Here is a 24,419-nt window from a genome sequence, read left to right on the forward strand (position 1 = left end):
TCCGGGCAGGTGCGGTCGGTCGGCGGCGGCCGGGGTCAGGAGAGGCCGAAGTCCTCGTTGATGAGGTCGAACAGCTCGTCGTCGGTGGCCTGGGCGATGTCCTCGTCGGTCGACGTGCCCGCCGGGCCCTCGGTGGGGAGCCGCAGCCGCGTCAGCAACCGTTCGAGCCGGTCGGCGACGGCCTCCCGGTCGGCCTGGGCGATATCGCTGACGGGCAGGTCGTCGAGCGCCGCCAGCGCGACCAGCGTGCTCTCCCCCGCCGGGACGCGCCGCCCCTGGGGCGAGGGCTCCGGCGAGGCGGCGGACGCGGGGAGTTCCGCCGCCAGATGGCCGGCGAGCGCCAGCGGCGTCGGATGGTCGAAGAGAGCGGTGGAGGCGAGGCGGAGCCCGGTGATGTCGTTGAGCCGGTTCCGCAGCTCGACGGTGGCCAGCGAGTCGAAGCCGGCCTGGGTGAAGCCGCGCCCGGGGTCGATCGCCTCGGGCGCCTCATGGCCGAGGACCAGCGCCGCCCTGGCGCGGATCAACTCCAGCAGGATCGCCTCCCGTTCGGTGGCGTCCCGGCCGGCGAGGCGACTCCGCAGCGCGGCTGCCTCCCCCACCGAATCGGCGTTCCCGGGGCGCCGCCCCGACGCCGGAACGAGGTCGCCGAGCAGCGGCGGCAGGGCGTCGGCGGCGCGGAGCGCGGCCGGGTCGAGCCGCAGCGGAACGAGGTGCGGCGCGTCCGTCGCGGCGGCGGCGTCGAGCAGCGCGAGGCCCTGGGCCTCGGTGAGCGGCGCGGCGCCCGATCTGGCGAGCCGCTCCCGGTCGGCGGGCGCCAACTCCCCGGCCATGCCCATCTCCCAGGCGCCCCAGGCCAGCGAACGCGCGGGCAGGCCCTGGGCGTGCCGGTGCTGGGCGAGGGCGTCGAGGAACGCGTTGGCGGCGGCGTAGTTGGCCTGCCCGGCGCCGCCGATGACGCCGGACGCGGAGGAGAACAGGACGAACTCGTCGAGGTCGAGACCTCGGGTCAGCTCGTGCAGATGCCAGGCCGCGTCCGCCTTGGGCCGCAGCACCCGGTCAAAGCGCTCGGGGGTGAGCGCTGTCACGACGCCGTCGTCGAGCACGCCGGCCAGGTGGTAGACGGCGGTGATCGGGTGCTCGCGCGGCTCGGAGAGCAGCGCGGCGAGCTGGGCGCGGTCGGCCACATCGCAGGACCGCGTCTCGGCGGTGGCGCCCAACGCGGCCAGCTCGTCGACGAGTCGGGGCGCCTCGGGGGCCTCGGCCCCGGAGCGGCTGACCAGCAGCAGCCGCCTGGCGCCGCGCCGGGCGAGATGCCGGACGAGGGCGCGCCCCAGGGCGCCGCCCGAGCCGGTGACCAGGACGGTGCCGCTCGGGGGCGGCTGCTCCCCCGACGCGCCGTCGAGGCGGACCAGGCGGGGGACGCGCACCGTGTCGCCGCGCAGGGCCAGCGTGGGCTCGTCCGAGGCGAGCGCCCGAGCGAGCGGCCCGGCGGCGAGCGGGGCGTCGGGCGCGGCGTCGAGCAGGACGAAGCGTCCCGGGTGCTCGGCCTGGACGGCGGCGATCAGGCCCCGGACGGCGGCCGACGCCGGATGCGGGTCCTCGCCGTCGAGGGCGACGCCACCCCTGGTGACCAGGGCCAGCCGGGCGGGCGTGAACTCGCCGTCGAGCCAGCCCTGGACGAGTTCGCTGGCCCGATGGACGAGCGCGTGCGCCGCCTCGTGCGTGGGGAGCGCCGGATCGGGCCGCAGCGGCGCCAGCACGACCTCGGGGCGGTCCCCGCCGTCGGTGAGGCTCTTGGCCAGCCGCGTCAGGTCGGCGTGCCGGGAGGCGTCCGTCAACTCCGGGAGGCTGTCCGGGCCTTCGGCGGAGCCGTCGCCCGGCGCCAGAACCGCCCATCGGCCGGTGGACTCCCGCCGTGCCGCCGGCGGCTCGCGCCACGCGACGGTGTGCAGCGCGTCCTGGCGCGGCGCGAGTCGCTCCTCGGTGACGGGCCGGGTGACCAGCCGGCCGATGAGGGCGACGGGCCGCCCCCGGTCGTCGGTGAGGGTGACGCGGGCCCCGTCGGCGCCGGTGGGGCTCAGCCGCACCCGCAGCGCGGTGGGCGCGGGGCCGTACCGGCTGACGTCATGCCAGGCGAACGGCAGCCGGCCGGCGCCGGCCGATGCCTCGCCGGTGTCCGGGGCGTCGAGGCCGCCGGCGTGCAGGGCGGCGTCGAGCAGCGCCGGGTGGATGCCGTAACGGGGGGCGTCCCGGTGCTGTTCCGCCGGCAGGGACACCTCCGCGAGGGTGTCGTCGCCGTCCCGCCAGGCGGCGCCCAGGCCCTGGAAGGCGGGGCCGAGGTCGAAGCCGCCGGCGGCGAACCGCCGGTAGAAGCCGTCGGTCTCCAGCGGGACGGCGCCCGGTGGCGGCCAGGCGGCGGCGTCCGGTGCGGGCGGCGCGTCCGTGCCGGGGGCGAGGACGCCCTCGGCGTGCCGGGTCCAGCGCGCCCCGGGGTCGGTGTCGGGGCGGGAGTGCAGGGTGAGCGGCCGGCGCCCGGTGGGGTCGGCGGCGCCGACCCGCAGTTGCACCCGCGCCCTGGCGCCGCCGGGTGGCAGCACCAGGGGTGCCTCCAGGGTGAGTTCCTCGACACGCTCGCAGCCACTGTGCACACCGGCGTGCCAGGCCATCTCCACCAGGGCGGTGCCCGGCACCAGCACAATGCCATGGATGGTGTGGTCGCCCAGCCAGGGCTGGTCGGCGGTGGAGAGCCGCCCGGTGAGCAGCGTCCCCTCGCCGTCGGCGAGGGTGACGACCTCGGGCAGCAGCGGGTGGGCGTCCGGCGCCGCGCGGTGGGCGCCGGGGGCCGCCGGGTCCAGCCAGTAGCGGCGGCGTTGGAAGGCGTAGGTGGGGAGCGGGACGCGTCGGCCCCCGGTCGGGTGGGCGGCGCGGTCGGCCACCTGGCCGCGCACTTGGAGCCGGCCGAACGCGGTGACGAGCGCCACCGCCTCGTCCTGCCCGCCGCGCAGCGTGGGCAGGAACGCGGTGTCGCGCGCGTCCGGCAGGCAGTCCTCGGCCATCGCGCTGAGCACCGCGTCCGGGCCGAGTTCGACGAAGGTCCGCACGCCGTGTTCGTGGACGGTGGCGATGGCGTCGGCGAACCGGACGGGCTGCCTGGCGTGCCGTACCCAGTAGGCCGGGTCGCTCAGTTCCTCGTCATCGATGACGGTGCCCGTCACATCGGAGACGATCGGGATGCGCGCCGGCTGGAAGGTGACCCGTTCGGCGATCTCGGCGAACGCGTCGAGCATGCCGTCCATGTGCGGGGAGTGGAAGGCATGCGAGGTACGCAACCGCTTGGTCTTGCGCCCCAGCCCCCCGAAATACGCCCCGGCCTCCTCCACCGCGTCCACGTCACCCGCCAACACCACCGACACCGGCCCGTTCACAGCCGCCAACGCCAACCGCTCCGAACGCCCCACCAGGAACGACTCCACCTCCCCGGGAGCGGCCTGAACCGCCAACATCGCACCATCCGCCCGCTGCCCCTGCATCAACCGACCCCGCGCCACCACCAACGCACACGCATCAGCCAACGACCACACCCCCGCCACATACGCCGCCGCCAACTCCCCCACCGAATGCCCCACCAGGAACGCCGGCACCACACCCCACGACTCCACCAACCGAAACAACGCCACCTCAACCGCGAACAACGCCGGCTGAGCAAACTCCGTCCGCCCCAACACCTCTGTTTCCGACAGCACTTCACGCATCGGACGGCCCAGATGCCGACCCAACTCCCCCCACACCGCTTCGAGGGCCTCCCCGAACACCGGAAACACCTCGGCCAACTCCAACCCCATCCCCACCCGCTGACTCCCCTGCCCCGTGAACAGGAAGGCGGTGCCGCCCTCGACCGGCGTTCCGCTGACGACGCGCGGGGACTCGGCGCCTTCGGCGAGGGCGTCCAACGCGGCGAGCAGCGGGGCCTGTTCGGTCCCGTCCGGGATGGTCAGCGCGGCCCGGTGGGCGAGGGCGGCGCGGCTGTCGGCGAGGGTGCGGGCCACATCGACGGGGCGCAGCTCGGGGTGCGCGGCCAGATGCGCGCGCAGCCGGCCCGCCTGGGCGGCGAGCGCCTCGGGGCTGTCCCCGGAGAGCAGCACGGGCACCGGGCGCCCCGGCCCCTGGTCCGCGTCCGGCTCCGGCTCCGTGGGGACGGGCTGTTGGGCGGGGTGCTCGACGATGACATGGGCGTTGGTGCCGCTGACGCCGAAGGAGGAGACGGCGGCCCGACGCGGCCGGTCGCCCACGGAGGGCCAGGGGGCCTCCTCGGTGAGCAGCCGCACCGCGCCCGACTCCCAGTCGACATGCGGGGACGGTTGATCGACGTGCAGGGTGCGCGGCAGCACACCATGGCGCATCGCCTGCACCATCTTGATCACACCACCGACACCCGCCGCCGCCTGCGCGTGCCCGATGTTGGACTTCAACGACCCCAACCACAACGGCCGTTCCGCCGACCGCTCCTGCCCATAGGTGGCCAACAACGCCTGCGCCTCGATGGGGTCGCCCAACGTGGTGCCGGTGCCATGCGCCTCCACCGCGTCCACCTCGGCGGGGGCCAGCCCGGCGGTCGTCAACGCGGCGCGGATCACCCGCTGTTGGGCCGGCCCGTTGGGGGCGGTCAGTCCGTTGCTGGCCCCGTCCTGGTTGACGGCGGAGCCCCGGACCACGGCCAGCACCTCGTGCCCGTTGCGCCGCGCGTCCGAGAGCCGCTCCAGCAGCAGCATCCCCACGCCCTCGGCCCACGCCGTGCCGTCCGCCGCCTCGGCGAACGGCTTGCAGCGGCCGTCGGGCGCCAGCCCTCGCTGCCGGCTGAACTCCACAAAGGCGGTCGGCGTCGCCATCACCGTGGCGCCGCCGGCCAGCGCCATCGAGCATTCGCCGGTGCGCAGTGCCTGGGCCGCCAGGTGCAGCGCCACCAGGGACGACGAACACGCCGTGTCCACCGTGACGGCCGGACCCTCAAGCCCGAAGGTGTAGGCCACCCGGCCCGAGGCCACGCTGCCGGCGCTGCCGTTGCCGAGGTAGCCCTCCAGCTCCAGCGCGGCGGCCGAACCGTGGCCGTAGCCGCCGTGGATCAGCCCGGTGAAGACGCCGGTGGCACTGCCACGCACCGACGCCGGGTCGATCCCCGCCCGCTCGAACGTCTCCCAGGACGTCTCCAACAGCAACCGCTGCTGCGGATCCATCGCGAGGGCCTCACGCGGCGAGATCCCGAAGAACCCCGCGTCGAACTCGGCCGCCCCGTCGAGGAACCCACCGTGCCGGGTGGAGGAGTGGCCGGAGCGCTCCGGGTCCGGATCGTAGAGCGCCGCCACATCCCAGCCCCGGTCCTCCGGGAAGGGAGCGATGGCGTCGACCCCGTCGGCCACCAGCCGCCACAGCGCCTCCGGCGAGTCCACGCCACCCGGGTAGCGGCACGCCATCCCGACGATCACCACCGGATCGTCGGCATCGACGATCCTTGCCCGCGCCAGCTCCCCGGTGGGGGCCCGCTCGGGTTGCAGCAGGGCCCGCAGCCGGCCGGCGAGCGAGGTCGGCGTGGGGTGGTCGAAGACGGCGGTGGACGGCAGCCGCAGCCCCGTCGCCGCGTTCAGCCGGTTCCGCAGCTCGACGGCGGTCAGCGAGTCGAACCCCACGTCCTTGAAGGCGCGTTCGGGGTCGATCGCCTCCGGCGCCTCGTGCCCGAGCACGGTGGCCGCCACGGTGCGGACCAGCGCGAGGAGTTCCTCGACGGACGCGGTCGCGTAGCGCCCGCCGTCGCCGCCGGCCCTGGGCAGCCGGCGGCGGTGGCCAGCGCGCGCCAGTCCGCGCAGCAGCGGCGGCGTCCCGGCGGCGTCCGCGCCTCGGGCGCGCGGCGCGGCGGTCCGCAGCCGGATCGGCGCCAGCAGGGTCTCGGCGGAGGCGAGGGCCGTGTCGAGGAGGGCGAGGCCCTCATCCGTCGACAGCGCGTCGATGCCGGCCTGCCCCATCCTGGCGAGGTCCTCCCGGCCGAGCCCGCCGGTCATGGCGCTGCGTTCGGCCCACAGCCCCCACGCCAGCGAGACACCTGGCAGCCCGAGCGCCCTGCGGTGCAGCGCGAGGGCGTCGAGGAACGCGTTGGCCGCCGCGTAGTTGCCCTGGCCCGGGCCGCCGAGGAGGCCGGCGGCCGAGGAGAACAGCACAAAGGCGTCGAGGTCCGACGCGCGGGTCAGCTCGTGCAGATGCCAGGCGGCGTCCGCCTTGGGCCGCAGCACCCGGGCCAGCCGCTCGGGCGTCAACGAGCCGAGGACCCCGTCGTCCAACACGCCCGCCGTGTGGATCACGGCGGAGAGCGGGTGCGCCTCCGGTATCCCGTCGAGCAGCGTGGCCAGTTGCTCGCGGTCCGCCGCGTCGCACGCGGCGACCGTCACGTCGGCACCCAACTCCGCGAGCTCCGCGACGAGTTCGGCGGCACCCTCCGCCTCGGGGCCGCTGCGGCTGACCAGCAGCAGCCGGCGCGCGCCCTGGGTGGCGGCCAGATGACGCGCGACCGCGCCGCCCAACGTGCCGGTGCCACCGGTGATCAACACCGTGCCCTCGGCGGCCGGTGGCGCCGGCACGGTCAGCACGACCTTGCCGGTGTGCCGGGCCTGTTGGAGGTGACGGAGCGCCTCTGGGGCGCGCCGCACATCCCAGGTGGTGGCGGGCAGCGGCGCGATGACACCGTCCTGCGCCAGCTCGCGCAGCTCGGCGAGCAGGGTCCGCACCCGGTCGGGTCCCGCCTCGATCAGGTCGAACGCCCGGTAGCGGATATCGTCCCTGAGCGCGCCGTCCCTGATGTCGGTCTTGCCCATCTCGATGAACCGGCCGCCGGCGGCCAGCAGCCGCTGCCCCGCGTCAACGGGGGCGCCGGCAAGGGAGTTGAGCACCACGTCCACGCCATGGCCGTCGGTCGCGGCACGGAAGGCGTCCTCGAAGTCGAGGTCCCTGGAGGACGCGAGATGCTCCGCGTCGAGGCCCCGCGCGTGCAGCGCCGGCCATTTCCCGGGGCTGGCGGTGCCGAACACCTCGGCGCCCCAGTGCCGGGCAAGACGCACCGCGGCCATGCCGACACCGCCGGCCGCCGCGTGCACCAACACCCGTTCGCCACGGCGCAGTTCGCCGAGGTCGCGCAGCCCGTAGGCGGCGGTGAGGAAGGCGATGGGCAGCGTGGCCGCCTCGACGAACGACCAGCCGTCGGGGATCGGCGCCAGCATCCGGTGGTCGGCGACCGCGACCGGACCGAACGAGCCGGGCAGCAGGCCCATCACCCGGTCCCCCGGCCGCAGGTCGGGCACGTCGTCGGCGACGGCCAGCACCACGCCGGCGCCCTCGCCACCCAACTCGTCGCGTCCCGCGCCGCCGTCCCGGCCGGCCACCATGCCGAGGGCCAGCACCACATCGCGGAAGTTCACCCCGGCCGCCCGCACGGCGACCCGCACCTCGCCGGCGGCCAGCGGCCTCCCGGCCTCGGGGGCCGGTCCCAGCCGCACATCGCCGACCGTGCCGGCGCCCACGGCGCCGTCACCGAGCCGCAGCCGCCAGGCGTCCGGCGCCTCGGCCGGCGGGGCGAGCGGCGGCGTCCACCGCTCCAGCCTCGGCACGTAGACGGTGCCGGCGCGCACGGCCAACTGCGGTTCGTCGCCGGTCAGTTGGGTCAGCAGGACCGCGTCGGTCGCGGCGTCGCTGTCGGTGTCGCTGTCGCTGTCGCTGTCCAGCAGGGTGATCCGGCCGGGGTGTTCGGCCTGCGCCGAGCGCAGCAGGCCCCAGGCCGCCGCGCCCGCCAGATCGGCGATCGGCTCGCCCGCCTGGACGGCGACGGCGCCCCGGGTGACCACGACCAGACGCGCGCCCTCGTTCGCCTCGTCAGCCAGCCAGCCGCGCACCCTCTCCAGGGCATCGGCAACGGCCGCGTGCACGGCGCCCGGCAGCTCACCGCACGCCGGCTCGGCCGAGCCGAGGCGCAACAGCTCCGGCGTCCCGTCCGGCGCGGCGGGCCCGGCGCCGGCAGGCACGGGGGACCAGACCATCCGGAAGAGGAACTCCGTTGCGGCGTTCGGCTGTTGAGCGGCGACGAACGGCCGGGCGACCAGCGAGCCGACGGTCAGCACCGGCAGGCCCTGCCCGTCGCGGACCTCGATCGTCACCTCGTCGGCGCCGCGCGCCGACAGTCGTACCCGCAGCAGCTCGGCCGCGCCGGCGGCGTGCAGGGTGACATCGCGCCAGGAGAACGGCAGCCGGCCCTCCCCATCGAGGACGCCGCCCACCCGCAGCGCCTGCAACCCGGCGTCCAACAGCGCCGGATGAAGCGCGAACTCCCCGCCGTCGCCCGCCGCTTCGGGCAGCGCGATCTCCGCGTACACCTCGTCGCCGTGCTTCCAGGCCGCGCGCAGGCCACGGAACGCCGGGCCGTAGTGGAAGCCGGCGTCGGCCGCCCGCGCGTAGAAGTCGGAGAGGTCGACGGAGGCCGCGCCGTCCGGCGGCCAGACCGCCGCCGGCTCGCCGGCCGGCGGCGCGGGCCGCGGGGCGAGCACACCGGTCGCCTGCCGCGTCCAGGAGCCGGCGGCACCATGGCGGGCGTGCAGGGCGAGCGTGCGGCGCCCGGCGTCATCCGGGGCGGACACGGCGAGTTGCAGCTGAGTATCACCACTCTCCGCGATCACCAGCGGTGCCTCAAGGGTCAGTTCCTCGACCTGGCCGCAGCCCACCTGATCCCCGGCGTGCACGGCCAGCTCCAGCATCGCCGTGCCGGGCAGCAGCACCGTCCCGTTCACCGCGTGGTCAACCAACCAGGGGTGGGTGACCGGCGAGAGGCTGCCGGTCAGCAGAAACCCGTCCGTGTCCACCAGCTCCACGCCGGCACCCAGCAGCGGATGCCGCGCCTCGCCGAGCCCCAACCTGGCGGCGTTCACCGCCCCTTGGCCGCCGTCCAGCCAGTAGCGCTGGCGCTGGAACGGGTACGTCGGCACGTCGACCTGCCGGCCACCGGCCAACACCCGCTCCCAGGCGACCGGAACGCCCTGGGTCCATGCCTCGGCCAACGACGTCAGGAACCGGTCCAGGCCGCCCTCACCCCGACGCAGGGTGCCCACGGCCGGGGCGTCCTCGATCGCCATCGTCAACACCGGATGCGCGCTGACCTCGACAAACACGGCATGGCCCGCCGCCACCACCGCCTCATCGAACCGCACCCGACTACGGAGATTCGTGAACCAGTACTCGGCATCCAACTCGGCCGTATCGACCAGTTGGCCGGTCACCGTCGAGTAGAAAGGTATGGACCCCGCACACGGCTCCACCCCGGCCAGATCCGTCAGCAGACGTTCGCGCAGGCCCTCCACCTGAGCCGAATGCGACGCATAGTCCACGGGAACCCTGCGGGCTCGCACCCCCTCCGCCTCACAGACGGCCAACAACTCATCCAACACCTGCGGTTCACCCGACACCACCGTCGCCGACGGACCATTCACCACCGCCACGGACAACCGCTCACCCCACCGAGCGATCCGCGCCTCCACCGCACCCACCGACTCAACCACCGACACCATCCCACCCCGACCCGACAACACCTCACCAATCACCCGAGACCGCAACGCCACCACCCGCGCACCATCCACCAACGACAACCCACCAGCCACCACGGCGGCGGCGATCTCCCCCTGAGAGTGACCAATCACCGCAGCAGGCTCCACCCCATACCCCCGCCACACCTCCGCCAACGACACCATCACCGCCCACAACACCGGCTGCACCACATCAACCCGCCCCAACCACTCATCGTCATCAGAGCGCACCACCTCCACCAACGACCACTCAACAAACGACGACAGCGCCTCCCCACACTCCTCAAAACGCGCAGCGAACACCGGGGAAGCGTCAAGGAGTTCCTCCGCCATCCCCAGCCACTGCGAACCCTGACCCGGGAAAACGAACACCGCCCGACCCGCACCAGGCGCTACTCCCCCGCGCACCACCTCGGAACCCAGCACCACCGCCCGCTCACCCAACGCCGCCCGCCCCTTCGCGAGGGACCACCCCACGTCCAGCGTGGCCGGCAACGCGCGGGCCTCTGCGAGTAGTTGGTCCAGTGCGGGCGCGGTGGCGGCGGAGAGGATCAGCGGGGCGGGGGTTCCGCTCTCGGGTCGGGGCTCGGGCTCTGGCTGCGGTGCGGGCTGTTCGATGATCACATGGGCGTTGGTGCCGCTCGCTCCGAAGGAGGAGACGCCGGCCCGACGCGGCCGGTCGCCCGCCGGCCACTCGACGTCCTCGGTGAGCAGCCGCACCGCGCCCGACTCCCAGTCGACATGCGGGGACGGTTGATCGACGTGCAGGGTGCGCGGCAGCACACCATGGCGCATCGCCTGCACCATCTTGATCACACCACCCACACCCGCCGCCGCCTGGGCGTGCCCGATGTTGGACTTCAACGACCCCAACCACAACGGACGATCCGCCGACCGCTCCTGCCCATAGGTGGCCAACAACGCCTGCGCCTCGATCGGATCGCCCAACGTGGTGCCCGTGCCATGCGCCTCCACCGCGTCCACATCCGGTGCCGACAGTCCAGCGCCCGCCAACGCAGCCCGGATCACCCGCTGTTGGGAGGGACCGTTCGGCGCGGTCAGGCCGTTGCTCGCCCCGTCCTGGTTGACCGCCGACCCGCGAACCACCGCCAACACCCGATGCCCGTTGCGCCGCGCGTCCGAGAGCCGCTCCAGCAGCAGCATCCCCACGCCCTCGGCGAAGCCAGCACCGTCCGCTTCGGCGCCGAACGCCTTGCAGCGGCCGTCGGGTGACAGGCCGCGCTGCCGGCTGAACTCGGTGAAGAGCCCGGGGGACGACAGCACGGTGACGCCGCCGGCGAGCGCCATCGCGCATTCGCCGTTGCGCAGCGACTGAGCCGCCAGGTGCAGCGCCACCAGCGACGACGAGCACGCCGTGTCCACCGTCACCGCCGGGCCCTCAAGCCCGAAGGTGTAGGCGACACGGCCGGAGATGACGCTGCTTGAGGCGCCGGTGGCGAGATAGCCCTCGACGTCCTCGGGAATGTCGTGCAGACGGCTGCCGTAGTCGTGGTACATCACGCCGGCGAAGACGCCGACGTCCCGGCCGCGCAGCGACAGCGGGTCGATACCGGCCCGCTCGAACGTCTCCCAGGACGTTTCCAACAGCAACCGCTGCTGGGGGTCCATCGCCAGGGCCTCACGCGGGGAGATCCCGAACAGCTCGGCGTCGAAGTCGGCCGCGCCGTCGAGGAACCCGCCGTGCCGGGTGTAGGAGTGGCCGGAGCGCTCCGGGTCCGGATCGTAGAGCGCCGCCACATCCCAGCCCCGGTCCTCCGGGAAGGGAGCGATGGCGTCGCCGCCCTCGGCGACCAGCCGCCACAGCGCCTCCGGCGAGTCCACGCCACCCGGGTAGCGGCAGCCCATCGCCACGATCGCGATCGGCTCGTCCACGGCGGTCGCGGTGACGGCGGGCCGGTGTTCCGGTGCCTGGTCGAGGAGTTGACGCTCGATCAGCGTGGCGAGCGCCTCGGGGTTGGGGTGGTCGAAGACCAGGGTGGCGGGGAGCCGCAGGCCCGTTTCGGCGTTGAGCCGGTTGCGGAGTTCCACGGCGGTCAGCGAGTCGAAGCCCAGATCCTTGAACGCGCGGTCTGGCGCGACCGTGTCCGGCGAGGCGTGGCCGAGGACAAGCGCCGCGTTCTCCCTGACCAGGCCGAGCACCTGGGCGCGCCGGTCCCGTTCGGGGAGCGCGGCGAGGCGTCGGCGCAGTTCGGGCGTGCCCGCGCTGCTGGCGGCACGCCGGCGGGCGCGCCTGGGCCCGGCCGGGGACGCGGTCTCGCCGGCGCGGCGCACGGCGAGCAGGGTGGCGCCGGCGGGGCCGGCGCCCGGGTTGGTCAGCGCCTGGTCGAGGAGGCTCAACCCCTGGGCGGTGCTGAGGGGTTGGTAGCCGTCGCGGCCCATCCGGGCCAGGTCGGCGGCGCCGAGGGCGCCGGTCATGGCGCTGCGTTCGGCCCACAGGCCCCAGGCCAGGGAGACCGCCGGCAGGCCGAGGCCGCGCCGGTGGGCGGCGAGGGCGTCGAGCGCCGCGTTGGCGGCGGCGTAGGCCGCCTGCCCCGCGGAGCCGAGCAGCCCGGCGGCGGACGAGTACAGCACAAAGGCCGTCAGGTCGAGGTCGCGCGTCAGCTCGTGCAGATGCCAGGCGGCGTCCGCCTTGGAGCGCAGGGCCTCGGCGAGCCCCTCGGGTGTCAGCGATGTGACGAGTCCGTCGGCGAGCGCCCCGGTGGCGTGCACCACGGCGGTCAACGGGTGCGCGGCCGGGATGGTGTCGAGGGCGGCGGCCAGCGCGTCCCGGTCGGCGGCGTCGCAGGCGACGAACGTGACGGTGGCGCCGGCCGCCGTCAGTTCGTCGGCCAACTCCTGGGCGCCGGGAACGTCTTGGCCGCTGCGGGAGAGCAGCAGCAGTCGCTGGACGCCATGCTCGGCGACGAGGTGACGTGCCGTCAGCCCGCCGAGGGTGCCGGTGCCGCCGGTGAGCAGCACGGTTCCCTCGGGGTCGAACGGCGTTGGCTCCGGCGGGGTTTCGGGGCGTCGTTCGATGCGGGGTGCGAACACCTGGCCGGCGCGCAGCGCCGTCTGGGGCTCCCCGGTGCGCGCGAGCGCCGCCAGCGTCGCCTCGTCGAAGTCCTGATCGGTGTCGGTGTCCTGGTCGGTGTCGACCAGCGTCAGCAGCCCCGGGTGTTCGGCCTGGGCCGAGCGGACCAGGCCCCAGACGGTGGCGGCGGTGGGGTCCACGATCCGGTCGTCGGGGCCGACGGCGACCGCCCCCGTGGTGACCACGAGCAGCGGACGGTCCGACGCCAGCGCCTCGTGGACGGCGGCCAGCGCGCGGGCCGCCACCTCGTGCAGGGCGGCCACGGGATGCTCGGCGGACGGGTCGGAGGTCAGCCGCAGCACGGCGGGTTCGACGGTGTCCCCCGGCTCCTCGGCGGGCGGCAGCGGCAGGGGGTGCCACCGCGTCTCATGGAGCGCGGCCTCGTCCCGTGCGCCCCGCCGGGGGCTGCCGGTGACGGGCCGCAGGTCCAACGACCCGATCTGGGCGACGAGTTCGCCCTCGACGTCCGCGACGGTGAGTGCGACCCGGTCGGCGCCGGCCGGCAGCAGGCGCACCCGCAGGGTCTCGGCGCCGACGGCGTGCAGGGTGACGCCGCTCCAGGAGAACGGGAGCCGGCCACGTGCGGATTCGTTGTCGGCGGCGTCGGCGTCGGCATCGGCGTCGGCGTTGAGGGCGGTCAGCGCGAGCGGATGCAGCGCCGCGTCAAGGAGCGCCGGGTGCAGCCCGTAGTGGGCGGCGCCGTCGCCGGCCGCCTCGGGCAGGGTGACCTCGGCATAGAGCTCGTCGCCGCGCCGCCAGACGGACCGCAGCCCTTGGAAGGCCGGGCCATAGCCGAACCCGATCGCTTCGAGCCGCTCGTACAGCCCTGCCAGCGGCAGGGGTTCGGCCCCCGGCGGCGGCCAGGCGGCGAGCCGCTCGTGCGACGCGGGGGCGTCGGGGGCGTCGGGGGCCAGCACGCCCTCGGCGTGCAGCGCCCAGGGCGCCTCGTCGTCGAGGCGGGCGTGGACACGCAGCGCGCGGCGGCCCGTCGGATCGGGTTCGTCGACGACGAGTTGCAGCGCGACGCTGCCGCTCTCGGGCAGCGACAGGGGTGCGTGCAGCGTGAGTTCGTCGACGCTGCCGCAGCCGACCTGGTCGCCGGCGTGGACGGCGAGGTCGAGCAGTGCGGTGCCGGGCAGCAACACCTCGCCGTGCACGGCGTGTTGGGCGAGCCACGGCTGGGTGCGGGGGGAGAGCCGGCCGGTGAAGAGGATGCCGTCGCCGTCGGCGAGCGCCACCCGGGCGCCGAGCAGCGGGTGTTCGGCCGAGCCGAGGCCGAGCCCGGCGGGGCTCGCGGCGGTGGCGGGCGCGTCCAGCCAGTACCGCTCGCGCTGGAAGGCGTAGGTCGGCACCGGCACGGGCGGCGCCCCGTCGGGCGCCAGGACGGCGCGCCAGTCGGTGTCGGCGCCGTGGGCGTAGGCGCCGGCGAGCGAGCGCAGGAAGCGGCGCGGCTCGCCCTCGTCGCGGCGCAACGTGCCGACGGCGACGGCCTCCACCTGGGCGTCCGCGACGGTGTCCTCGATCGCGGCGGTGAGCACCGGATGGGCACTGACCTCGACAAACAGGGTGTGGCCCGCCGCGAGCAGCGCGCGGGTCGTCTCCTCGAAACGCACGGCGTGCCGCAGGTTGGTGTACCAGTAGTCGGCGTCGAGCCCGGTGGTGTCGACGACGTCGGCGGTGACCGTCGAGTAGAACGGCACCCGGGCCGCCTGGGGGCGCAACGGGCTGAGCGCGGTGCGGAGTTCGTCGCGGACCCGCTCGACCTGCGGGCCGTGCGAGGCGTAGTCGACCGGCACCCTGCGCGCTCGCACGCCGAGCGTCCGGCAGTCCTCCAACAGCTGGTCCAGGGCGTCGGGTTCGCCGGTGACGACGGTGGCGGCCGGGCCGTTGACGGCGGCGACGGCGATGCGTTCCGGCCAGCCGGCGACCAGCGTCTCGGTGGCCTCGGCCGACAGGGCCAGCGCGACCATGCCGCCGTCGCCGGCGAGGCCGAGCAGCGCCCTGCTGCGGAGGGCGACGACCAGGGCGGCGTCCTCGACGGTGAGCGCGCCGGCGACGCAGGCGGCGGCGATCTCGCCCTGGGAGTGGCCGACGACGGCCGCCGGCTGGACGCCGTGCGCACGCCACAGCTCCGCCAGTGACACCATCACCGCCCACAGCACCGGCTGGACGACGTCCACCCGGTCGAGCCCCGGCGCGTCGGGCGCGCCGCGCAGCACGGCCGTGAGGGACCAGTCGACATGGGCGGCGAGCGCCCGTTCGCACTCCCGGAGCCGCCGCGCGAACTCGGCCGCCGGGCCTTCGGGGCGGGCGGTCGCCGCGTCCAGCAGGTCGACGGCCATGCCGGCCCACTGGGAGCCCTGCCCGGGGAAGACCAGCACAGGACGGTCAGCGCCCGGCAGCGCCCGGCCGGTGAACGTGCTGGCGGCCTGCCGTCCCTCGGCCAGCGCGGCGAGGGCGTCCAGCGCGCCCGCCCGGTCGTCGGCGACCAGCACGGCGCGGTGGTCCAGCGCGGCGCGGCCGGTGATCAGGGCGCGGGCGGTGGCGGACAGCGACTGCTCGGGGTGCGCGACGAGGTGGTCGCGCAGCGCCCCGGCCTGCGCCCGGACGGCGGCGGCGCCATGGCCGTGCAGGACGAGGGGCAAGGCCCCGGGGGTCTCGGCGACGGGCTCCGGCCGCTCGGCGGGCGCGGGCAGTTCGATGATGGCGTGCGCGTTGGTGCCGCTGGCGCCGAAGGAGGAGACGCCGACCCGACGGGGGCGGCCCGTCTCCGGCCACGGCCTGGCCTCGGTCAGCAGCCGCACCGCGCCCGCTTCCCATTCGACGTGCCGGGACGGCGCGTCGACATGCAGCGTCCTGGGCAGCACGCCGTGCCGCATGGCCAGCACCGACTTGATGACGCCGCCGACGCCGGCCGCCGCCTGGGTGTGTCCGATGTTGGACTTCAACGAGCCCAGCCAGAGCGGTTGTTCGCCCGACCGCTGCTGCCCGTAGGTGGCCAGCAGCGCCTGCGCCTCGATCGGGTCGCCCAGGGTGGTGCCCGTGCCGTGCGCCTCGACGGTGTCGACATCGGCGGGCGTCAGGCCCGCGTTGGCGAGGGCCTGCCGGATGACGCGTTCCTGCGCCGGCCCGTTGGGGGCGGTCAGTCCGCTGCTGGCGCCGTCCTGGTTGACGGCGGAGCCCCGGACGACGGCGAGCACCTCGTGCCCGTTGCGGCGGGCGTCCGAGAGGCGTTCCAGCAGCAGCACGCCGACGCCCTCGGCGAAGCCGGCGCCGTCGGCCGCGTCGGCGAACGCCTTGGACCGGCCGTCGGCGGCCAGGGCCCGCTGGCGGCTGGACTCGACAAACAGGTTGGGGCTGGCCAGCACGGTGGCGCCGGCCGCGAGAGCGAGGGTGCAGTCGCCCTCGCGCAGCGCGTGACAGGCCAGGTGCAGCGCGACCAGGGACGAGGAGCAGGCGGTGTCCACGGTGACCGCCGGGCCTTCGAGCCCGAGGGTGTAGGCGATCCGGCCGGAGGCGACGCTGCCGGCGCTGCCGTTGTAGAAGTACCCCTCCAGGCCCTCGGGCGCGGTGGGCATCCGGCCGGCGTAGTCGTGGTACATCACGCCGGCGAAGACGCCGGTGGCGCTGGCGCGCAGCGACACCGGGTCGATCCCGGCGCGTTCGATCGCCTCCCAGGACGTTTCCAGCAGCAACCGCTGCTGCGGGTCCATGGCGAGCGCCTCGCGCGGGCTGATGCCGAAGAACGCGGCGTCGAACTCCGGGGCGTCGTGCAGGAATCCGCCGTGCCGCACATAGGTGGTGCCGTGGCGGCTCGGGTCCTGGTCGTAGAGGGCGTCCAGGTCCCAGCCCCGGTCGGTGGGGAACTCCGAGACGGCGTCGCCCTCTTCGGCGACCAGCCGCCACAGGTCCTCGGGCGACCGCACGTCGCCGGGGTAGCGGCAGCTCATCGCGACGATCGCGATGGGCTCGGGAGGCTGGGGGGTTTCGGGGGTGCTCTCCTCCAGGTCCTTGAGGCGTTGGCGTGCCTTGTGGAGATCAGCCGTCACCAACTTGAGGTAGTCGAGCAGCTTCTCCTCAGTGGTCACCCCGTGGCCCGCCCTTCTCGCGGTCGATGAACTGCGCTTCGATGAAGGCGAAGACCTCGTCGGCCGTCGCGTCCCTGAGCACGGCGTCGACGTCCGTGCCCTCCCCTGTGGGAGGCGACGCGGCGTCGGCCGCCTCCGGTTCCGTCGCCGGTTCGGTGCCGGGGTCGGCCGGCTCCTCCTCGGGCCACAGCAGCGCCGCCAGATGTCGGGCCAGCCGGACCGGCGTCGGGTGGTCGAAGACCAGCACCGCCGGCAGTCGGCGTCCCACCGCGCGGCCCAGCCGGTTGCGGAGGTCGACGGCGGTGAGCGAGTCGAACCCGACCTCCAGGAACCCGCGATGGGGCGGCACCGCCGCCACCGACGGGTGCCCGAGGACCTCGGCGGCCCGCGCGCGGACCAGCTCGACCAGCTCGCGTTCGCGGTCCTCCCCGGTCATGGGGTCGAGCCGGCGGCGCAGCGCGTCCTCGTCGGTCGCCGCCGGTGCGGCCGGGGCCGCGCCGGCTGGACGCGGCCCGGCGGCCCGGCGGGCGAGGTCGCGCAGCAGTGGCGCGATCTCGTCGCCACGCAACGCGCCGGGGTCCAGCCGGGCCGGCGTGACGACCGGGTCGGCGCCGCGCAACGCCGCGTCGTGGAGCGCGAGGCCCTCGTCCGCCGTCAGCGGCAGCATCCCGGCCGCCGCGATCCGGGCGAGCGCGGTCGCGTCGAGGTGTCCCGTCATCCCGCTGCCCTGCTGCCACAGGCCCCAGGCCAGGGAGAGCGCGGGCAGCCCGGCGGCGCAGCGGTGCGTGGCGAGGGCGTCGAGGAACGCGTTGGCCGCCGCGTAGTTGGCCTGGCCCTGCCGGCCGAAGGTGGCGGCGGCTGCCGAGAACAGCACAAAGGCGGACAGGTCCAGGCCCCGGGTCAGCTGGTGCAGATGGTCGGCCACATCCACCTTGGCGCGCAGCACCCGTTCGACCTGGCCGGGGGTGAGGGTCTCCACCACGCCGTCGTCGAGCACGCCACCGGCGTGGACGACGGCGGTCAACGGGTGCGCGGCGGGGATCGCGCCGAGGACGGCTGCCAGCGCGTCCCGGTCGCTCGCGTCGCAGGCCACGACGTCGACGGTGGCGCCCAACTCGGTGAGTCGGGCGACGAGTTCGGCGGCGCCGGGCGCCTCGGGGCCGCGCCGGCCGAGCAGCAACAGGCGCCGCGCGGCGTGCTCGGCCACCAGATGGTGCGCGAGCAGCGCGCCGAGGGTGCCGGTGCCGCCGACGATCAGCACGGTGCCGTCGGGCCGCAGCACCGGCGGCGGCTCGGTCGCGGCCGGCACCCGCGCCAGACGCGGCACGGTCACCGCGCCGCGCCGGACGGCGAGCTGCGGCTCGCCGGCGGCGACGGCCGCCGCCACGGCGGACGGCAGGGCGGCGCGGGACGCCTCGTCGGCGTCGACATCCACCAGGACGAAGCGGTCGGGGTGTTCGGACTGCGCCGAGCGGAGCAGCCCCCAGGCGGCGGCAGCGGCGAGGTCGGTGACATCCTCGCCCGGCGCGGTGGCCACGGCGCCGCTGGTGACGACGGTCAGGCGCGCCGTCTCGCCGCGCGGATCGGCCAGCCACTCGCGCACCAACGTCAGAGCGCGGGAGGTCAGCGCGTGCACGGCCCCCACGGTGTCGCCGCCGGCCGCCCGGTCGGTGCCCAACTCGTGGTGGACAAACGATTCCTCGTCCGGCTGGACGGCCGGGACGAGCGCCCGTTGGGGGACCCAGATGACGCGGTGCAGGCCCTCGGGGCCTGGGGCGCCCGGCAGTTGGCCGGCGGCGAGCGGGCGCAGCGCGAGCGTGTCGACGCTGACCACCGGCGCGCCGGTGCCGTCGGCGAGCCGCAGCGCCACGCCCTCCTGGGCGCCGGTCGCATCCACCGCGCGGGACAGCCGAACCCGCAACTCGTCTGTGCCGGCCGCGTGTTGGGTGACGCCCTGCCAGGCGAACGGCAGCCGCGCGGTGTCCGCCTCGCCGAGCAGGCCACCGGCGTCCATGGCGTGCAGCGCCGCGTCCCACAGCGCCGGGTGCAGGCCATAGCCGGTGCCCGCCTCGTCGGGGAGGACGACCTCGGCGAACACCTCGTCGCCGCGCCGCCAGACGGCCCGCAGGCCACGGAACGCCGGCCCGTAGTCGAGGCCGGTCTTGGCCAACCGTGCCTGGAGCTCGGTCACGTCGACGGGTGTGCCGCCGTCGGGCGGCCAGGCCGCGAGGTCGAACGCGGCGGGCGCCGCCGGCGCGGGCGTGAGCACGCCGGTCGCGTGCCGCGTCCAGGGTTCGCCCGGGTGGCCGGCGTGCAGGGAGACGGGGCGTCGCCCGGCCTCGTCCGGGCCGCCTACGGCGAGTTGGAGCCGCACCTCACCGTCCTCGGGGACGGTCAGCGGCGCCTCCAGGGTCAGCTCGTCGATGCCGCCGCCACCGCTGTGTTGGGCGGCGTGCAGGGCGAGTTGGGCGATCGCGGTGCCGGGCAGCACCACCGTGCCATGCACCAAGTGGTCCGCGATCCAGGGGTGTTCGGCAATGGACACCCGCCCGGTGAACACCTGGCCATCGCTGCCGGCCAGCGGCAGCACCGCGCCGAGCAACGGATGCTCGTCGGGCGCCAGCCCGACGGCGGCGAGGTCCCCGACCTCGGCGCGCGCCGGGGCGTCCAGCCAGTAGCGCTGGCGCTGGAAGGGGTACGTCGGCACATCGACCTGCCGACCACCGGCCAACACCCGCTCCCAGGCCACGGGAACACCCTGGGTCCACGCCTCGGCAAGCGACGTCAGGAACCGGTCCAGGCCACCCTCACCACGACGCAGCGTCCCCACCGCAGGCGCGTCCTCGATCGCCATCGTCAACACCGGATGCGCGCTGACCTCGACAAACACGGCATGGCCCGCCGCCACCACCGCCTCATCGAACCGCACCCGACTACGGAGATTCGTGAACCAGTACTCGGCATCCAACTCGGCCGTCTCGACGAGTTGGCCGGTCACCGTCGAATACATCGGCACCGAGGACACCACCGGCTCCACCCCGGCCAGATCGGACAGCAGGCGTTCGCGCAGGCCCTCCACCTGAGCCGAATGCGACGCATAGTCCACGGGAACCCGCCGCGCCCTTACCCCCTCCGCCTCATAGACGGCCAACAACTCATCCAACGCCTGCGGTTCACCCGACACCACCGTCGCCGACGGACCATTCACCACCGCCACGGACAGCCGCTCACCCCACCGAGCGATCCGCGTCTCCACCGCACCCACCGGCTCAACCACCGACACCATCCCACCCCGACCCGACAACACCTCACCAATCACCCGAGACCGCAACGCCACCACCCGCGCACCATCCACCAACGACAACCCACCAGCCACCACAGCAGCCGCTATCTCCCCCTGAGAGTGACCAATCACCGCAGCAGGCTCCACCCCGTACTCCCGCCACACCTCCGCCAACGACACCATCACCGCCCACAACACCGGCTGCACCACATCAACCCGCCCCAACCACTCATCGTCACCAGACCGCACCACCTCCACCAACGACCACTCAACAAACGACGACAGCGCCTCCCCACACTCCTCAAAACGCGCAGCGAACACTGGGGAAGCCTCAAGCAGTTCAGCCGCCATCCCCAACCACTGCGAACCCTGCCCCGGGAACACGAACACCGTCCGGCCGGCGCCAGGAGCCACTCCCCCGCGCACCACCTCGGAACCCAACACCACCGCCCGCTCACCCAACGCCGCCCGCCCCTTCGCCAACGACCACCCCACATCCACCGAAGAACCCAACCCCCGCACCCGCTCCACCAGCGCGTCCACCGCACCCGCATCCGCACCCGACACCACCAGCGGCACCACCGGCAGTCCGGTTGCCGCCGGCGGTCGCGGCTCCTCGTCCGGGCCCTGTTCGAGGATCACATGCGCGTTGGTCCCGCTCATGCCGAACGCGGAGACGGCGGCCCGACGCGGCCGGTCATCCGCCGGCCAGTCGACCTCCTCGGTCAGCAGCCGCACCGCCCCCGACGCCCAGTCCACATGCGACGACGGCTCATCCACATGCAGGGTGCGCGGCAGCACGCCATGCCGCATCGCCTCCACCATCTTGATCACACCACCGACACCCGCCGCCGCCTGCGCATGACCGATATTCGACTTCAACGACCCCAACCACAACGGCCGTTCCACCGACCGCTCCTGCCCATACGTCGCCAACAACGCCTGCGCCTCGATGGGGTCCCCCAACGTGGTGCCCGTGCCATGCGCCTCCACCGCGTCCACCTCAGCGGGGGCCAGCCCGGCGGTCGTCAACGCCGCCCGAATCACCCGCTGTTGAGCCAGACCACTCGGCGCCGTCAGACCGTTGCTCGCCCCGTCCTGGTTGACCGCGGACCCGCGAACCACCGCCAACACCCGATGCCCGTTGCGGCGCGCGTCCGAGAGCCGCTCCAGGAGGACCAGGCCGACGCCCTCGGCCCAACCCGTGCCGTCCGCCGCCTCCGCGAACGCCTTGCACCGACCGTCGGGCGACAGCCCCCGCTGCCGGCTGAACTCGGTGAAGACCTCGGGGGTCGCCATGACGGTCACCCCGCCTGCCACCGCAAGGCCGCATTCGCCCCTGCGAAGGGACTCCGCCGCGAGGTGCAGCGCCACCAGCGAGGACGAGCAGGCGGTGTCGACGGTGATGGCGGGCCCCTCAAGGCCGAGGCTGTAGGCGATACGTCCGGAGAAGACGCTGGTGGCGCCGCCGGTCAGCCGGTATCCGGCGACCTCGGGCGGCGTGGTGTCCGGGGTGAGGCCGACGCCGTAGCCCTGCGGGGAGGCGCCGACGAAGACGCCGACGTCCCGGCCGCGCAGCGACCGCGGATCGATACCGGCCCGCTCGAACGTCTCCCAGGACGTTTCCAACAGCAACCGCTGCTGCGGATCCATCGCCAGGGCCTCACGCGGCGAGATCCCGAAGAGCGCCGGGTCGAACTCGGCGGCGTCCGGGAGGAATCCGCCCCTGCTGGCATGGGAGGTGCCGGCGCGGTCCGGGTCGGGGTCGAAGAGCGCGTCCAGGTCCCAGCGCCGGTCGGTGGGGAACGGCCCGACCGCGTCGCCGCCCTCGGCGACCAGCCGCCACAGCGCCTCCGGCGAGTCCACGCCACCCGGGTAGCGGCAGCCCATCGCCACGATCGCGATCGGCTCCCCGTCGACGGGGGGCCGAAGGACCGCCGTTTCGGGTTCGGTGTCCGGTTCGCCGCCGAAGATCAGCTCGCCCAGCTGGGCGGCGAGGGCGGCGGGCGTGGGGTGGTCGAAGACCAGGGTGGTGGGCAGCCGCAGTCCGGTGTCGGCGGTCAGCCGGTTGCGGAGTTCCACGGCGGTCAGCGAGTCGAAGCCCAGGTCCCTGAACGGGCGGTCGGCGGGCAGCGCGGCGCCCTGGTCGTGGTCCAGGACCGCCCGGACATGCGCGGTGACAAGGGCGAGCAGCGCCTGTTCCCGCTCGTGCGGCGGCACGTCGGCGAAGCGCTCGACCGCCGTGCTGTCGGCGTCGGTTGGTGGGGCGTCGCCGGTGATCAGGGCGCTGATGAGGGGCCGGGCGCGGGCGGCGGTGAAGGTGGGAGCGAACCGCTCCCAGCGCATGTCGGCGACGGCGGCCGTGGGGGTGTCGTCGGCGATGACCGCCTCCAGCGCGGTGACCGCGTGTTGGGGGTCGAGCGCGGGAACGCCGAGCTGCCGCAGGTGTTCCAGGGCCTCGTCATGGGCCATGCCGCCGCCGGCCCAGGGGCCCCAGGCGATGGCGGTGGCGGCTCGGCCGTGGGCGCGGCGGCGTTCGGCGAGCGCGTCGAGGTGGGCGTTGGCGGCGGCGTAGCCGCCCTGGCCGCCGCTGCCCCAGACGCCGGCGATCGAGGAGAACAGCACAAACGCGTCGAGCGGGGCGTCGCCGATGAGTTCGTCCAGGTGGCGGGCGCCGGCGGTCTTTCCCCGTGCGGCGGCGGCGAGTTCGGCGAGGTCGGTGGTCGGGAGCGGCCCGCCGGCGTCGACGCCGGCCGCGTGCACCACGGCGGTCGGCGGGTGCTCGGCGAGCAGTGCGGCGACGGCCGTCCGATCGGCGAGGTCGCAGGCGGCGACGGTGACGCGGGCGCCCAACGCGGTGAGTTCTTCGACCAGTTCGGCGGCGCCGGGGGCCGTGTCGCCTCGGCGGCTGGTGAGCACGAGGTGCTCGGCGCCGTTGTGGGCGAGGCGGCGGGCGACATGGGCGCCGAGCGCTCCGGTGCCGCCGGTGATGAGGACGGTGCCGCGCGGCGTCCAGGGGGCGGCGGGCCCGGTGACGGGCTCCGTTGTCAGTCGGCGGGCCAGCAAGCCGTCGGCGCGCAGGGCCAGTTGGTCCTCGTCGGCGGTGTCGCCCGGCGGTCCGGCGAGGATGGCGGGGAGCCGGTCGAGCGCCGGCCCCTCGGTGGCGTCGGCCGGCAGGTCGAGCAACCCGCCCCAGCGTTCCGGGTGTTCGAGGCCGATGACGCGGCCGAGGCCCCAGGTCATGGCCTGTTCGGGGTGCGGCGGCTGATCGGTGGGCCCGGTGGCGACGGCGCCGCTGGTGAGCAGCCACAGCGGCGCTTCGCATCCGGCGTCGCCGAGGGCCTGCACGGCGGTCAACTGGTGCCCGAGGCCGGCCGGCACATCGGGGTGCTCGGGGTGGGGGCGGGTGTCGAAGGCCAGCAGGGAGAGCACGCCGGTGACGGAGGCCGTCACCGCACGCAGCCGCTCCGCCAGCTGCTGACGTCCCGTCAGCTCGTCGACGGTCAGCGGCGACACGTGGGCGCCCGCGGTGGTGAGCCGGCGAAGGCAGGCGTCGGCGAGTGGGGCGTTCGGGGGGACGAGGGCGAGCCAGGTGGTGTTGGCGAGGGTGCCGGGGGCGGGTTCGGGGAGCGGGGTCCAGGTCACCCGGTAGCGCCACTGGCGCCATGGTTCGACGGGCCGGCCGGCGTCGGCGGCCAGCGGCCAGTAGCGGGTGCGGCGGAACGTGTAGGTGGGCAGCGTCCTTCGGCGGGCGCCGGTGTCGGCGAACACGGCCTCGGGGTCGGTCTCCACGCCGTGGACATGCAGTCCGGCCAGCGCGGTGGCGAGGGTGCGGGGCTCGGGCCGGTCGGCGCGCAGCAGCGGCACGCTGAGGGGGGTGGCGCGGTCGGCCGGCAGGCAGTCGGGCACGGCGGCGGACAGCACGGCGTCCGGGCCGAGTTCGACATAGGCCGTGGCGCCCTCGGCGTGCAGGGTGGCGATGGCGTCGGCGAACCGGACGGTGGCCCGGACCTGCCTGGTCCAGTAGGCGGGCGAGCGGGCCTCGTCCGGGGTGAGCGGCCGTCCGGTGACGGTGGAGATGACGGTGTGGCGCGGCGCCGAGGGGGTGAGGGAGGCGGCGACGCGCTGGTAGGCGTCGAGCATGCCGTCCATGTGCGGGGAGTGGAAGGCGTGCGAGGTACGCAACCGCTTGGTCTTGCGCCCCAGCCCCCCGAAATACGCCCCGGCCTCCTCCACCGCGTCCACGTCACCCGCCAACACCACCGACACCGGCCCGTTCACAGCGGCCAACGCCAACCGATCCGAACGCCCCACCAGGAACGACTCCACCTCCCCGGGAGCAGCCTGAACCG

2 protein-coding genes (1 of these 2 running past the window's edge) are annotated in these 24,419 nt (G+C 74.9%); both read right to left on the reverse strand.

Annotation, left to right across the window (positions count from 1 at the left end; genetic code table 11):
- Positions 1-35: 35 nt before the first annotated feature.
- Positions 36-16,784: a type I polyketide synthase gene (locus K4G22_RS06670; protein ID WP_228078819.1), complete on the reverse strand. Its 16,749-nt coding sequence runs from the start codon at positions 16,782-16,784 to the stop codon at positions 36-38.
- On the reverse strand, positions 16,774-24,419 hold the 3' portion of the coding sequence (locus tag K4G22_RS31780) for an SDR family NAD(P)-dependent oxidoreductase (RefSeq protein WP_322785076.1). The gene runs 14,413 nt beyond the window's last position; the window shows 7,646 of its 22,059 coding nt (coding positions 14,414-22,059); its start codon lies off the right edge, out of view; its stop codon occupies positions 16,774-16,776. Before K4G22_RS31780 ends, K4G22_RS06670 begins: the two co-directional genes overlap by 11 nt.

The organism is Streptomyces profundus, from assembly GCF_020740535.1.
In the GTDB taxonomy this organism is placed as follows: Bacteria; Actinomycetota; Actinomycetes; order Streptomycetales; family Streptomycetaceae; genus Streptomyces; species Streptomyces profundus.